The sequence below is a fragment of the Actinomadura sp. 3N508 genome (assembly GCF_044326375.1).
Taxonomy (GTDB): Bacteria; Actinomycetota; Actinomycetes; order Streptosporangiales; family Streptosporangiaceae; genus Spirillospora.
Window position 1 is genome coordinate 673,541 of record NZ_JBIRAX010000001.1, and the last position, 13,554, is coordinate 687,094.

Consider the following 13,554-nt stretch of genomic DNA (forward strand, 5'->3'; position numbering starts at 1 on the left):
CGACGCGGCGGTTCGCCGCCGCCGTCCCGGTCGCCCGGGAACGCCCGCACCGGACAGCGACCGACGAGACATCCGTGACCGGTAACCGGGGCGAGTGGCGGCGGCTGATCCAGGCCGCGCCGACCATCTTCTTCTGGTACACCCGTCTCTCCGGGATCCTGTCGCTGCTCGCGTGGGTCTCCTATGGTCTCATCCTTGAGATGGCCGACATCTGGGCGCTGCGCTGGATCGGCTACCTCGGCTGGTTCCCGAGCGTGCCCCTCGGGCTGCTGTGGATCCTGCTGTCGATGGGCGTCCGGCGGCGCAAGAAGGCCGCCTGGCGGATCCTCCTGCTGATCTTCTGCCTGCCGGCCGCGCTGGTGGTCACGGGCGTCCTGACGACGCTCCTCGACCCCGGCCGGCGCACGCCCCCCGGGCTGGTCGTCACCACCGGCGTCTATCTCGCGGTGCTCGTGCTGCTCGTCGCGGCGCGCGGGCAGTTCACCACGCTGCCCGACCGCGCCGACCGCCGCCTCGCCGGGCTGGTGTTCACCAACCTGCTGTTCGTGACCTGCGGCATCGGCACGTTCCTGGTCACCCTCACCGACCGCGACCACAGCGGCGGCCCGTGGACGCACCCGCTCTACGCGATCTCCCAGACCGTGCTCGGGCCGCGCGTCACGGGCAAGCCGATCGACGTGGACGTGCCGCTGTGGGTGGACGCGATCCTGTGGGTGCTCGGCACCGGGCTGCTGATCGCCACGTTCTGGGCGATGTTCAAACCGGGGCGCCGCGACCCCGTCCTGCGGCCGAAGGAGGAGCTCGCCGCGCGACGGCTGCTCGCCGAATACGGCGAGCAGGACTCGCTCGGCTACTTCGCGCTGCGCCGCGACAAGGACGTCATGGTCGCACCGAACGGTAAGGCGGCCATCGCCTACCGGGTCGAAGGTTCGGTCTCGCTGGCCAGCGGCGACCCGCTCGGCGACCCCGAGTCGTGGGACCAGGCGATCGAGGCGTGGCTGGAGGAGTGCCGCGCGCACGCCTGGATCCCCGGCGCGGTCAGCGTCGGCGAGCGCGGCGCGCACGTCTACCGGCGGCACGGGTTCGACGCGCTGGAGCTCGGCGACGAGGCCGTCATCGACCTCACCCGCTTCAACCTGGAAGGGCGGGAGATGCGGCAGGTCCGGCAGGCCGTCCGGCGGGTCGAGCGGGCCGGCTACCAGGTGCGGATCCGGCGGCACTCGCAGATTCCCGACTGGGAGATGGCCGAGCTGATCGGCAGCGCGGACGCCTGGCGCGGCGAGGACACCGAGCGCGGCTTCTCCATGGCGCTCGGCCGCCTCGGCGACCCGACCGACGGCCGCTGCGTCATGGTCGAGGCGTTCGACGCCGACGGGGAGCTGCGCGGGCTGCTCAGCTTCGTCCCGTGGGGGCGGGCGGGCCTGTCGCTGGACCTGATGCGCCGCGACCGCGCCGCCGAGAACGGCCTCAACGAGTACATGGTCGCCAAGCTCGCCGAGAAGGCCGCCGCCGTCGGCGCGCAGCAGCTCTCGCTGAACTTCGCGATGCTGCGGTCGGCGTTCGCGCGCGGCTCGCAGATCGGCGCGGGGCCCGTCGCTCGGCTGTACTACCGGTGCCTGTCGTTCGCGTCGAAGTTCTGGCAGCTCGAATCGCTGTACCTGGCGAACTCCAAATATCTGCCCGACTGGCGTCCGCGCTACATCTGCTACACGCAGAGCCGCGACCTCGTCCGGCTGGGCCTCGCCTACGCCCGCGCCGAGGGCTTCCTCCCGAACCTGAACCGGCCGAAGCTTGACCGGGCGGCGGCGATGGGCCCGGCCGGCGGGCTCGCGGAGCAGATCAAGGAGATCGAGGACGCCGCCGAAGCGGCCTGCGTGCCCCGGCGGCGGCTGTCGGAGCAGGAGCGGGTCAGGCACGCCAAGCTCGACCGGATCCGCGCCGCCGGGATGGAGCCCTACCCGCTCGGCTGCGAGCGCACCGACGTCGCCGCCGACATCCGCGCCCGCTTCCCCGCCCTGGCCCCCGACGTTCGCACCGGGACGCGCGTCGCGATCGCTGGACGGGTCGTCCTCGCCCGCGAGCACGGCCGGCTGATCTTCGTGACGCTGCGGGACGAGACCGCCGACCTCCAGGTCATGCTGACCGCCGACGCGCTCGGCGACGACTCGCTGCACAGCTGGAAGGCGCTCATCGACCTCGGCGACCAGGTCGCGGTGGACGGCGAGGTCGTCACGTCCCGGCGCGGCGAGCTGTCGGTGCTCGCCTCGTCGTGGACGCTCGCCGCGAAATGCCTGCGCCCGCTGCCGAACAAGCGGTCCGGGCTGTCGGACCCGGAGGCCCGCGTCCGGCAGCGGTACGTCGACTTCATCGTCAACGACGACGCCCGCCGCATGCTGCGGATGCGCGGCGACGCCGTCGCGGCCGTCCGCGACGCGCTGCGCGAGCGCGGGTACCTCGAAGTCGAGACGCCGATGCTGCAGCCCGTCCACGGCGGGGCCGCGGCCCGGCCGTTCAGCACGCAGATCAACGCCTACAACATGCAGCTCTACCTGCGGATCGCGCCCGAGCTGTACTTGAAGCGGCTGCTGGTCGGCGGTGTCGGCCGCGTGTTCGAGCTGAACCGCAACTTCCGCAACGAGGGCGTGTCGCAGAAGCACAATCCCGAGTTCACGATGCTGGAGGCGTACGAGCCGTACGGCGACTACGACACGATGGCCGCTCTGACCCGCTCCCTCGTCGTGGACGCGGCCCTCGCCGCGCTCGGCACGACGGTCGTCGTGCGGGACGGCATCGAGCACGACCTCGCGGAGCCGTGGCGGGAGATCACCGTCTACGGGTCGGTGTCCGAGGCCGTCGGCGAGGAGATCACCCCGGACACGGCGCTGGACGTCGTGCGCAAGCTCGCCGACCGGTTCGGGCTGGGGTTCGATCCACGGTGGGGGCAGGGGAAGCTCGTCCAGGAGCTGTTCGAGGCGCTCGTCGAGGAGGAGCTGGCGGCGCCGACGTTCGTCCGGGACTATCCGGCGGAGACCTCGCCGCTGACCCGCCCGCACCGCCGCGACCCGCGCCTCGCCGAGAAATGGGACCTGATCGTCTTCGGGCTGGAACTCGGCACCGCGTACTCGGAGCTGATCGACCCCGTCCTGCAGCGGCAGCGGCTCACCGAGCAGTCGCTGCAGGCCGCGGGCGGCGATCCCGAGGCGATGGAGCTGGACGAGGATTTCCTGCGCGCCCTCGAATACGCGATGCCGCCGGCGGGCGGCATGGGCATGGGCATCGACCGGCTGCTGATCACGCTGACGGGGCGCAGCATCCGCGAGACGATCCCGTTCCCTCTGGTGCGGCCAGGGGGCTAGAGGGTTCGCGGGCTGGGGCGGTAGCCCTGCCCGGCGAGCCATTGGCGTGCCGCGCCGCGCCTGGCGTCCTCCCCCTCCGGGAGGACGCCGGGCGGGATCGGCAGCCAGCGGCCGGGGTCGTGCGTCTCGTCCTGGGGAACCTCGCCGGCGGCCAGGACGTCGCCGCGCTCCAGGTCGAGGACGTGGAACCCGTCCTCCATGGCCGCCGCCACCGCCCCGAGGTCGGCGGGCAGCGGGAGCAGCGTCGTGGCCGGTCCGTGGCCGAGCGGGGCGGCCAGCTCGGCGGCCAGCTCCGCGTCCCCCGGCCGGTCGCGGTCGGCCAATAAGGCCCGGCAGTCGTTGGCGAGGCACGCGCCCTGGGCTCCCCCGTGCGCGAGGACCATGAGGGCCACGTCGCCCGCGTACTGGAGGACCGGCTCCAGCGGCCTGGCCTGCAGCAGGTCGAGCGCTGCGGCCCAGTCGCCGCCGTGCACGGCGGACCGCAATCGCGCCAGCGCCGCCACATCCCATTCGATCATGCCGACATTTGTACAGACTTCTCGGGATGTGGGGAGGCGATTCGGCCGGGACGCTCGGCCGCAGGGGCCTTCCGCGCGGGGCGGGCGCCGTACTCGTGCAGCGGTTGCACCGCCTGCGCGCCGCCGGGCCGTTGCTGGGTCTGCTGAGAATCGCCTGCGTCCCCCGCGCCGCGCGATTATGCACGACGGCACCGGCACTCGCCCACCTATTTGACGTCGGCGGCCCGGACCGTCGTCCCGTCGAAAATGGTTGTGGATGTTTCGCGGATTTCAGTACCGTGGGCGTTGTTCTGAACGGGGAAGGTGAAGAGACCGTGGCAAAGCTCAATCAGATCATCGCCATTGAGAAAGGCGTGAAGAGCCGCGCTCAGCGCGAGCTGGCCGACGTCCTGCGCGTGCTGCAGAAGCCGGCGCTGCTGTCGGGCATTTCGCGGGTCTACCGCCCCAAGGACGAGGAGGGCGAGACGCTGCCGCCGGAGTCCACCAAGGTCCAGGTGAAGTCGGAGGACGCGCTGCGCGACGTCGCCGCCGCCCTGACCCGGCTGTTCGACGTCGTCGCCACCAAGGACTGGGCGAACCGCGAGGCCCGCGCCGACGTCGTGGTCGACGGCCGCACGATCGTCGCGCAGGCGCCGGTCACCTACCTGCTGTTCCTGGAGAAGCAGCTGACCGAGCTGCTCGCGCTCATCGACAAGCTGCCCGTGCTGGACGCGGCCGAGTCGTGGAGCTACGACGAGAGCCAGGACGTGTGGCGCACCGACCCGGTCGAGACGTCCCGGACGAAGAAGGTGCCGCGTGCGCACGTCCTGTACGAGGCGACGGAGAAGCACCCGGCGCAGGTCGAGACGTTCACCGAGGACGTCATCGTCGGAACGTGGACGAAGGTGGCCTTCTCCGGGGCGCTGCCCGCGCGCCGGGTGAACGAGCTGCGCGACCGCGTCGACAAGCTGCAGGCCGCGGTGAAGTACGCGCGTGAGGAGGCCAACGCGGCGGAGGTCGACGACCGGCAGGTCGGCGAGGCCGTTTTCGCCTACCTGCTCGCCCGCTGAATTTCCGGGTCTTTCTCATCCGGCCGGCGACCGGCCGGATGAGGAGGGCCCGCCCGAGACTCCCCCGCTGGAGCGCGGGGGTCGCGCCCGCAAGGGCGCGGAAACTGAGGACGAGGCTCATTTCTCAGAGCGGTGACACTGGCGGTTCAAATCCGCCCCCGGGCACTCGCGCCCGGGTGGCCCAAGTCTGGCAGAGGCGGCCGCGTCAATCTCAGATTATCGCTCCAAAATCAGTATTCGCCGTTTACTTGCCCGCGAAGGCGACAGGTCTTTCCCGAGGTGGCAGTTCGAATCTGCCCCGCGGCTCTCGTGCCGCGGTAGCTCAACGGAAGAGCACGGGCAAGAAGCCTGATCTGCCGCCTCATCAGCGCAGGTGAGCGCATACAGCGGCATCCGGGCCCCGGGGCTGGGTAGCACCCCGGGGCCCACCGCCGTTCTTGGAATCGCGGCTTCGAGTCAGCCCGGCCAGGGTGTGATGCGGACGTCGTGGTCGGCGCCGGGGGCGGTGAACTCCAGGAGGCGGGCGGCTTCCTCTTCGACGGCCGGTTCGTCCGGGAGGGGCGCGAAGCGCTCGATGGTGAGGGTGGCGCTGCCGGCTTTTCTGTCGTGCTTGAGGGTCCAGAGGCCGTGGACGCGGCCGTCCACCAGGAGTGTGGGCCTGGTGATCGCGCCCACGCAGACGATCTTGCGATGCTCGTCGGTCATCAGCCGGGTGCGGTCGGCGTAGGCGAGGACCAGGTTGTCGAAGCCGGGCAGGAAGCGGACGGGCGCGGGCCCGTCGTCGGGGATCGGCAGGCCGGGCAGGTCGAACAGTTCCACGCCGTTCTCGTCCTTGTAGACGCGGAGGGTGGGGCGGAGTTCCTCGAAGGCGGCGTCCATGCGGCGCAGGCCGGACCACATCTGGAAGTCCTTGACGGACGCGGGCCCGAACGCTGCCAGGTAGCGGCGGATCAGGCGGGCGGGGACGTCCGCGTACAGCGGTTCGCCGATCCATTCCTCCGCGAGGGCGAACGGGGTGGCGCCGCCGACGTTCCAGGTCCCGCTGGGCGGCGGGTGGACGACGGACAGCACCGCCTGGGCCGACCAGCCGAGAGCCTGGACGTCCCGGTCGGGCCATCGTTCGGCGAGCGCGCGGGCGAGCTGGGGCCGGGTGAGGACCTGGCCGTCCAGGAGCAGCTTGCGGGCTTCGATGGCGAGCTCGTCCAGGTCCCAGCCCTGGGAGACGCGGCCGAACGCGGCCTGCCGCCCGCGGGTGAGGCATTCCTGGACGAGCGGGCGCAGCCACCGGTAGTCGTCGGCGAGGGCCATGTGCTGCGTGCCCCGGAGGATCGAGCCGCGCACGACTGAGCGGTCGTTCATGAGGTCGGTGAGTTCCTGCTGCTGGAAGGCGCTGAGCCTCGTCCACAGGCAGTAGTACGGCACGTTGTTCTCTTGCGCCTGGATCGCGACGAGGAGCGCGACCGCGTCCCGGACGGACATGTCCGAGCGTTTCAGGAGGAGCTGCCGGTCCAGGGCGGCCCGGTTCAGCGTCCGCCGGTCCAGTACGCGCATCGTCGACCCCGCTTCCAAGAGGAACGAACCATTCCGCTCCACTATATCAGAACGGAATGGTCTATTCCGATACGCTCGCTAGCCCGGGTCGGTCTGCTGCTCCCGGTACGCGCCGACCGCGTAGCGGAGCCGGGCACCCACCAGGAGGGCCTCGTCCTCCGGGCAGCCGAGCAGGCGGGTGACCAGCTCGACGAGCTGGTCGTCGGACAGGTCAGGCTCCCGTTCGGCGATGCGCCCGACGATCTCGATCAGCTCGGGACGCTTGTAGCTGACGATGGACCGTCCGCGCTTGACCTGCACGGGCGCCGGCGCCGAGTCGGCGGGCGGCGGTTGCTCGGGCGCAGGCCGCTCGGGTGGCGATTGCTCGGGCGCGGGCCGCTCGCTGGGTTCGGTGGGCTTGCTCAGGCGTGCCGGGGCGTCCAGGCGCCGGGGCGGCGGGGCCGGGCGGGGCGCGGGCGCGACCTCCGGCGGTGGCACGGCGCGCGGCGCGTCCAGGCGGCGCGGCGGTGGCTGCGGAGCCCGGACCGGCGGCGCCGGTGCAGGCGGAGCCGGAGCCGGAGGGGTCGGTGCAGGCGAGGCAGGGGCAGGGGCAGGCGGAGTCGGGGCCGGTGGGGCCGGAGCAGGCGGGGCGGGGCTCGGGCGCGGGGTCTGCGAGGCCCGGGGAGCCGCGTCGAGGCGGCGGGGCGGCACACTCGCGGGCGGCGGTGAGGGTTCGCTCTGCTCAGGAGGCGCGGCCACAGGACGGCGTTCCGGGGCCTTGGGGGGTTCGGGGGCCGTGGGAGGTTCGGGCGGTTGGGTGGTCAGCGCGGTGAAGAGGGCGGCCGTGGGCGTGATCGCGCCCTGGAGGTGCTGCGGGAGGAGCGTCGGCGGGGGCGGGCCCTCCAGGGGCGGGAGCTCCGGGCCGGGCGGGCCGACGAGGATGATCCGGGGGGCCAGCCAGAGGAGGAAGAGGGCCTCGGCGCCGGCCTCGTGCTCGCCGTCCACGATGGCGACGTCGAACGAGGTGGGCGCGGGCGGGAGCGCCTCCGGGATGCGCCACAGCGGCAGGATCCAGGCCGGGACGACCTCGGACGGCGTGCCCGGGTTCGAGGGCAGGTTCCGGCGGACGGCCGCCCAGGCGTAGGCGGCGGTGAGGTCGGCACGGACGGTGCTCAGCCGCTCCTCCGCCTCGGCCAGCTCCGCGCGGAGGAGCTCCTCGGCCGGGACGGTCTGCTCGGCGAGACGGCGGGCGGCGCCGCGCGCCCACGCCCATGCCTCGTCCCAGCGGCGGGTGCGGGCGTGCCACTCCTCGTCGCCGTCGGTGGCGATCATGAGGTTGGCGAGGTCGGGATGGACGGCCCGGACGCGGGCGAGCAGCTCCTCGCAGCGGATCTGGCGGGCGCGCTCGTGGCGGGCCTCGGCGAGGGCGCCGAGCGCGCGGCCGTAGGCGGCGGCGTCGCGGGCGCCGACGGCGGTCAGCGCGGCGCGGAGCTCGGGCGGGTCGCCCTTCTCGACGGGGCCGATCGAGTCGCGCAGCGCGTCGAGGTCGGCGGCGGCGCGGTTGACGCCGAGGCCGTCCAGCGCGTTGCGGAGGGCGGCGACGTAGCCGTGCCACTGGAGGGGATGGGCCAGCGGGACGGTGACGCCCGCGCGTTCGAGGAGGGCCTTGGTCTCGTCCACGGCGGACATGGCGTCCCGGATGCGGGCGAGGCGGGCGTGGGCGCGGACGAAGCGGGTGATGCGTTCGGCGGACGGCAGGTCGGCCGGGAAGGAGATCCCGGCGGCCTCCCACACGTACTGCAGCTCGCGGCAGGTGATCCGGACCAGCAGGTCGGTGCGGACGAGGTCGAGCAGCTCGGGCGTGGTGGGCACGGCGCCGTCCACCCGCACGGCGGTGAGCAGCGGCTCGGCCTGGCGCTGCACGGCGGAGCGGAGCGGCCCGCGCTTGAGGGCGCCGCCGGCGGCGAGGTGGGCGCGCAGGTCGTGCGCGGCGGCGGCGAGGGCGCGCAGGTCGGCGTCCGGGGGCAGGTCGATGCGGTGCCCGTACAGCTCGCCCAGGGCGTCCTCGGCCCACTGGGCGCGGGCCGCCATCTCCGCGACCCGGGACCAGATGAGCGGGCGGCGGCCCGCGAGCGCGTCGCCGAACGCGCCGACGGCCAGGTCGGCGGGGTTCCAGCCGCCGGGGTGACCGTCCAGGCCGAGATCGCGGAGCGCGGCGCCGACGACGGAGGCGTTGCCGTCGAGGCGGGCGAGGAGGGTGACGTCGGTGTCGCGCAGCCGCCGGGACAGGTCGGTCTTGGAGCGTTCTGCGCGTTCGGCCGCGGCGGCCTCGGCCTCGATCAGCGTCCGGACATAGGCGGCGCTGGGCAGCGCACCCGGGTCGACGTCGCGCTGCGCGGTGCGGGCCTTGCGCTCCGGGGTCTCCTCCGCGAGCAGGACGGCGAGCTCCGCGGCCTCGGACCGGGAGATCGGCGGGCCGGACGGCATGTTCGGGTGCAGCGGCATCCAGGCGAGCTCCGGCGCCTCGGCGCGGAGCCGTTCGTCGGGACGGCCCGCGCCGGGATCTTCGGCGACGCCGTCGCGGAGCCGTTCGCGGAGCCCGGCGACCTGCCGGGACGCGGCCTTCTCCTCGGCGGCGAGCGCGTCGAGGTCGGGGATGGGGCGGGTGCGGAGCGCGTCGGCGGTGCCCCCGGCGGTGGTCGGGTCGGCGACGGTGAGGTCGGCGAGGCCGGGCGGGAGGGCGGCGCGCAGCGCGGCCGACGCGGCGGCGCCGGACGTGGCGACCACGACCCGGTGGCCGCGGGCGAGCAGCCCGGTGAGCAGGTCGGGGACGGTCTCCGGCGTGCGTTCCGGCACGTGCATGACGTGCGGCCGCTTCGCCGGGGACGCCAGCCGCGCGAGCCCGTCCGGGACGCCGCGGGGCAGCAGGTCGAGCAGCCTGGAGTGGTAGTCGGCGACGGCGGTGCGGCCCGGCGGCCGGACGACCAGCGCCGGAGCGAACCGCACCCGCGGGATCGCCGGCGCGGCGCCCGCCTCCGCGCCCGGACCCGCGCCGGGCGTCCAGTCCTCGCGGTACTCGGCGCGGCCGGACAGCGCGACGGAGCACCATTTGCGCAGGACGTCGCCGACGGAGCCGGTCAGCCCGAAGCCCTGCCCGGCCTGGACGGCGTCCGACACCCAGTCGGCGGGCCGGTAGCCGGGGTGGCCGGTCAGCAGCTCCCGGTCGCGCAGCGTCGTGTGCCCGGCGAGGACGACGTCGATCCGTTCCGTGCGGTCGTCCACGACGATGCGGACGGGCGTGTTCAGCAGATGGTCGTGGACGGCCGGGCGCCAGGTGAGCAGCCCCGTGCCGAGCACCGCCTCCCGCCCGGCCAGCTCCCGCAGGACCCGGTACCAGTTGCGGAGCGCTAGCCAGCCGTCGAACTCGTCCAGCACCACCGGCGGCGTCAGCGGGATGACCGGCACGCTGAACAGCACGTCGCCGGGGCCCGCGTCGGTCTCCACGTAGACGTCGCCGGGCAGCTCGCACAGCCAGTGGACCTGGTCGTGCCCCGTCACATCCCGCGCCGGGCGGCGCCTGGCCCGCGCGAGGTCGCGGAGGTAGCGCAGCAGGCGGGCCGCGTGCTCGGCGTCACGCGCGGATTCTCCCGCCTCAGGCACCGCGGCTCCTCCCTCCCACGGGAATGGTGGTGCCACGATCTAACACCTCCGGGCGGGCCCGGCCAAGCGCTATCGGTGATCGGTGAGCGCGGGCTCAGTGGGTGCGGGCGAGGTAGCGGTCCTCGGTCGGCATCATCACCCAGAGGACGAGATAGACGACGAACTGCGGGCCGGGCAGCAGGCACGACAGCAGGAACAGCACCCGGACGGTCGTGGGCGTCATCCCGAACCGCCGCGCGAGCCCGGCGCAGACGCCGGCGATGAGCCGGCCGTGGCTTGGACGATATAGGCCGTTCATGGTTTTCTCTCTCCCCGATTCGTCGAGTTGTGAACGGTGAACGCGGTCTTCGCGGCCACGTTCTCCACGCTACGAACCGGACAGCCAACACCACATCGCCCGTTCGTCCTGTTCACCCCCATACTGCGGAATTAGGGGACGTCCCCTAGGGGTCACTCTCAGGCGGCGTTGTGGGCGGCGACGAGTTCGGGGAGGGCGGCGAGGTCGTCCAGGACGAACAGGCAATCGCGCAGCACTTCGTCGTCCTGCTGGATGTGGCCCCAGGGGCCGCGCCGCAGGAAGGCGGCCTGCATTCCGTAGGCGATGGCGGGCCGGACGTCGTTGTCGGCGCGGTCCCCGACGTAGAGGACGCGGTCGGGCAGCACGTCCGCGATCTGCGCGCAGCGCTCGAAGAACTCCTGCGACGGCTTCTGGATCCCCCACACGTCGGAGATCCCGACGACGTCGGCGTCCAGCCCGAGCGCGGCGATCTGCGCCGCCGCCTCCACCGGCTGGTTGCCCGCGATCCCGACATAGAGGCCCTGGTCACGAAGCCCGGACAGGCAGGCCCGCGCGTCCGGGTACAGGTCGTCGGGCCCGAACCCGTTGGGCACGCCCGCCTCCGCGCGGCGGCGCTGCTCCTCGGCCAGGTCGAACCCGGGCCGGAAGTACTCGAACAGGTCCATGTGGGTGCCGCCCGTCGCGAGCAGCGCGCCCAGCTTGGCGAGGAACGTGTGCCGCGGCACGCCCAGCCAGTCGGCCCAGCGCCCGTAGATCTCGCCCTCGTTGATCAGCGTCTCGCCGATGTCGAGAAAGACCGCCTGGACGGGCCGGGGTTCGGGGGGATGCGGAGGTCGGCTCATGCGGCGGCCAGGTCGACCGAAGTGCCGGGCGCGAGGCGCGTGAACTCCTTGCCGATCTCCTCGCCCGCCTTGGTGACGTGGGTCGTCATCACCTTGAGGCCGATGTCGTTCAGCAGCCCGTCATGGATGACGAATGCGCGCTCGGGCCCCACCTCGCGCGTGTACGCGTACACCTCGGGGATCTTCAGCCAGGGCGCGTTGCCGGGCAGGCACAGCGTCCGGACCGGCTCGGACGGGACGGTCAGCGCGTCACCCGGGTGGAAGACCTCCCCGTCGATCAGGAACCCGGTGTTCGGGATCGGCGGGACGTCCGGGTGCAGGATCTCGTGGTCCTCGCCGTAGACGTGGACGTCGAAGCCCGCGACCGTGACCGCGTCGCCGTGCCCGACCTGGTGAACGCGCCCGCCCAGGTCGGCGAGGTTCCCGGCGACGGTGCGGGACGTCCAGACCTCCAGGCCGGGACGCTCGGCCATCGCGGCGCGCAGCGCGTCGGCGTCGAAGTGGTCGAAGTGCTCGTGCGTGATGAGGACCGCGTCGGCGGCGGCGAGCGCACCGGCCGCGTCGCTGAACGAGCCGGGATCGATGACGATCGTCCGCTCGTCCTTGCTGAGCTGGACACAGGCGTGACCGAGTTTAGTGAGACGCATCAGACGAGTTTTTCATCTGGGAGACTGGCCCGCGTGACGACCCCGCCATCACCTGAGCCCCCGGATGCGGAAGAGCCGTCTCGGGAGGAGCTGGATCGGCAGGTGCGCGACCGCTACGGCACCTGGCGCGATCAGCCGCGCGGCCTGGGCTGCGCGGTCGTCGCCGCCTTCCTGGTCCTCACGACGGTGGCGTTCGTGCTCGCGGTCGTGGCCGTCGTCGCGGCCGCCCGCTGAACGCGCTGAAGCCGGGGCGCCGATGGGTTCGGCGTCCCGGCTTCAGAAGCTCGTGGTCAGGTCGGGGTGCCTTCGGACCCCTCCGCGATGGTGAACGCGACGTCGCCCTGTGGGTCGACCTGCGCGTCGAGTGTCTTGTCGTCCAGCATCTCGGCGACGCTGGGCTCCAGGTACACCTTGGCGCCCTCTTCCTCGACGACCTGGTCGCCGGCCTCCGGGGCGGGCGCGACCGAGAGCCGCAGGGCGTCCGAGCCGTCGAGCCCGGACTCGATGCGGATGCCGGTCTCCGGCGGAAGCTCCGGGTTGGCGGTCACAGTACGTATGACCTGGACGGCACCGCTGGTCAGCGTGAGCACGATCAGCTCCTCACGTCTCTTACTTGGATCGGATCTGCCCCACCCTCCCCGATCCTCACGTCCGTAAACATCGGAAGCACCAGGCGTTCGAGCGTGAAAGTCAACCGGCGGACGGCGCGAGGGCGCGGACGGCCTCGGCCGGGGACAGGCCGCCGCCGGGCAGGACCGCCAGGACGGGCGTGGTGAGCCCGTTGTCGACGTACTCGCGGATGCGGGCCCGGCACTCGGCCGGGGTGCCGTGGACGATCAGGTCGTCGACGACCTCGTCCGGGATGACCTCCAGGGCCTTCTGGCGGTCGCCGGCCGCCCACGCCTCGTTCATCGGGCGCAGCGCCTCGCCGCGTCCGAGCCACTCGTGGTAGGCGCGGTAGACGGGGACCGTCATGTACGCGGCGATCATCCAGCGGCCGATCGCGCGGGCCTCCGCCGCGTCGCCGGTCGGGCAGACGAACAGCCGCGCCAGCAGCTCGGGCTCGTCGCCGAGGACGCCGCGGACCGTCCGGACGTCCTTCGGGGCCAGCCAGTTGCTGATCGCGCCGTCCGCCTCGCGGGCGGCGAGCCGCAGCATGCCGGGGCGCAGCGCCGCCAGGACGATCGGCGGCGGCTCGGCAGGGGGCGTCTCCAGCTTGAAGCCCTTGACCGTGAAGGTCTCGTACTCCTCCTTCACCTTCTCCCCCGCGAGGGCCTTGCGGAGGAAGCGCAGCATGTCGCGGGCGCGCTTGTACGGCTCCTCGAGCGGGATGCCGTTCCAGCGCTCCACGATCGTGTCGGACGAGGTGCCGATGCCGAGCACGAACCGTCCGGGCGCGAGGTCGGCGAGCGTCGCGGCGTGCTGCGCCAGCAGGGCCGGGCCGCGGGTGTAGACGGGCACGATCGCGGGGCCGAGCCGTAGGGCGGGGGCCCACTGCGAGGCGAGCGCGAGCGGGGTGAACGCGTCTGCGCCGCTCACCTCCGCCGTCCAGGCGTCGGTGTAGCCGAGCGACGGCAGCTCGGCGACGATCTCGCGGTGCTCGGAAAGCGGGAGCCCGTGGAGCGGAAAGGTCAGTCCCCAGCGTGACATGCGT

The 13,554-nt window shown here is 73.0% G+C and carries 11 protein-coding genes; 3 read left to right on the forward strand and 8 right to left on the reverse strand.

Annotation, left to right across the window (positions count from 1 at the left end; genetic code table 11):
- The first annotated feature begins 74 nt into the window (after positions 1 to 74).
- A complete protein-coding gene (gene lysX / locus ACH34S_RS03145) occupies positions 75 to 3,356 on the forward strand; it encodes a bifunctional lysylphosphatidylglycerol synthetase/lysine--tRNA ligase LysX (protein ID WP_395950830.1) in 3,282 nt (1,093 codons plus the stop codon).
- On the opposite strand, the gene ACH34S_RS03150 is transcribed toward lysX, so the two are convergent.
- Complete coding sequence (locus ACH34S_RS03150; RefSeq protein ID WP_395950831.1) at positions 3,353 to 3,874, reverse strand: hypothetical protein; 522 nt, start codon at positions 3,872 to 3,874, stop codon at positions 3,353 to 3,355. The two genes, lysX and ACH34S_RS03150, sit on opposite strands and share 4 nt — an antisense overlap.
- Before the next feature lie 314 nt (positions 3,875 to 4,188).
- On the opposite strand from ACH34S_RS03150, the gene ACH34S_RS03155 reads away from it, so the two are divergent.
- The gene (locus tag ACH34S_RS03155; protein WP_395950832.1) at positions 4,189 to 4,923 is read left to right on the forward strand and encodes a hypothetical protein; all 735 of its coding nucleotides are present in this window, start codon (positions 4,189 to 4,191) and stop codon (positions 4,921 to 4,923) included.
- 456 nt (positions 4,924 to 5,379) lie between these two features.
- On the opposite strand, the gene ACH34S_RS03160 is transcribed toward ACH34S_RS03155, so the two are convergent.
- From ACH34S_RS03160 to ACH34S_RS03180, 5 genes are all read right to left on the reverse strand, one after another.
- Entirely contained in the window at positions 5,380 to 6,474 is a 1,095-nt protein-coding gene (locus ACH34S_RS03160) for a winged helix DNA-binding domain-containing protein (RefSeq protein ID WP_395950833.1), read from the reverse strand.
- 78 nt (positions 6,475 to 6,552) lie between these two features.
- The gene (locus ACH34S_RS03165) at positions 6,553 to 10,113 is read right to left on the reverse strand and encodes a hypothetical protein (protein WP_395950834.1); all 3,561 of its coding nucleotides are present in this window, start codon (positions 10,111 to 10,113) and stop codon (positions 6,553 to 6,555) included.
- Between the two features lie 94 nt (positions 10,114 to 10,207).
- The gene (locus ACH34S_RS03170; RefSeq protein WP_395950835.1) at positions 10,208 to 10,411 is read right to left on the reverse strand and encodes a PspC domain-containing protein; all 204 of its coding nucleotides are present in this window, start codon (positions 10,409 to 10,411) and stop codon (positions 10,208 to 10,210) included.
- A 158-nt stretch (positions 10,412 to 10,569) separates the two neighbouring features.
- Entirely contained in the window at positions 10,570 to 11,253 is a 684-nt protein-coding gene (locus ACH34S_RS03175) for an HAD family hydrolase (protein ID WP_395950836.1), read from the reverse strand.
- The gene (locus ACH34S_RS03180; protein WP_395950837.1) at positions 11,250 to 11,900 is read right to left on the reverse strand and encodes an MBL fold metallo-hydrolase; all 651 of its coding nucleotides are present in this window, start codon (positions 11,898 to 11,900) and stop codon (positions 11,250 to 11,252) included. Before ACH34S_RS03180 ends, ACH34S_RS03175 begins: the two co-directional genes overlap by 4 nt.
- A gap of 102 nt (positions 11,901 to 12,002) precedes the next feature.
- Here ACH34S_RS03180 and ACH34S_RS03185 point away from each other — a divergent pair, with 102 nt between their 5' ends.
- Complete coding sequence (locus tag ACH34S_RS03185; RefSeq protein WP_395950838.1) at positions 12,003 to 12,134, forward strand: hypothetical protein; 132 nt, start codon at positions 12,003 to 12,005, stop codon at positions 12,132 to 12,134.
- Positions 12,135 to 12,190: 56 nt separating this feature from the next.
- Here ACH34S_RS03185 and ACH34S_RS03190 read toward each other — a convergent pair whose 3' ends face one another.
- Together ACH34S_RS03190 and ACH34S_RS03195 are read right to left on the reverse strand one after the other, a co-directional pair.
- Positions 12,191 to 12,490, reverse strand: a complete 300-nt coding sequence (locus ACH34S_RS03190) for a Fe-S cluster assembly protein HesB (RefSeq protein WP_395950839.1) — start codon at positions 12,488 to 12,490, stop codon at positions 12,191 to 12,193.
- Positions 12,491 to 12,590: 100 nt separating this feature from the next.
- Positions 12,591 to 13,550: an LLM class F420-dependent oxidoreductase gene (locus ACH34S_RS03195; protein WP_395950840.1), complete on the reverse strand. Its 960-nt coding sequence runs from the start codon at positions 13,548 to 13,550 to the stop codon at positions 12,591 to 12,593.
- Positions 13,551 to 13,554 lie beyond the last annotated feature (4 nt).

What these genes read in the sequence shown, in the direction of transcription:
- ACH34S_RS03150 (WP_395950831.1), bottom strand. Translation starts at nt 3,874, where the DNA reads ATGATCGAATGGGATGTGGCGGCGCTGGCGCGATTGCGGTCCGCCGTG.
- ACH34S_RS03160 (WP_395950833.1), bottom strand. Translation starts at nt 6,474, where the DNA reads ATGCGCGTACTGGACCGGCGGACGCTGAACCGGGCCGCCCTGGACCGG.
- ACH34S_RS03170 (WP_395950835.1), bottom strand. Translation starts at nt 10,411, where the DNA reads ATGAACGGCCTATATCGTCCAAGCCACGGCCGGCTCATCGCCGGCGTC.
- ACH34S_RS03175 (WP_395950836.1), bottom strand. Translation starts at nt 11,253, where the DNA reads ATGAGCCGACCTCCGCATCCCCCCGAACCCCGGCCCGTCCAGGCGGTC.
- ACH34S_RS03180 (WP_395950837.1), bottom strand. Translation starts at nt 11,900, where the DNA reads ATGCGTCTCACTAAACTCGGTCACGCCTGTGTCCAGCTCAGCAAGGAC.
- ACH34S_RS03195 (WP_395950840.1), bottom strand. Translation starts at nt 13,550, where the DNA reads ATGTCACGCTGGGGACTGACCTTTCCGCTCCACGGGCTCCCGCTTTCC.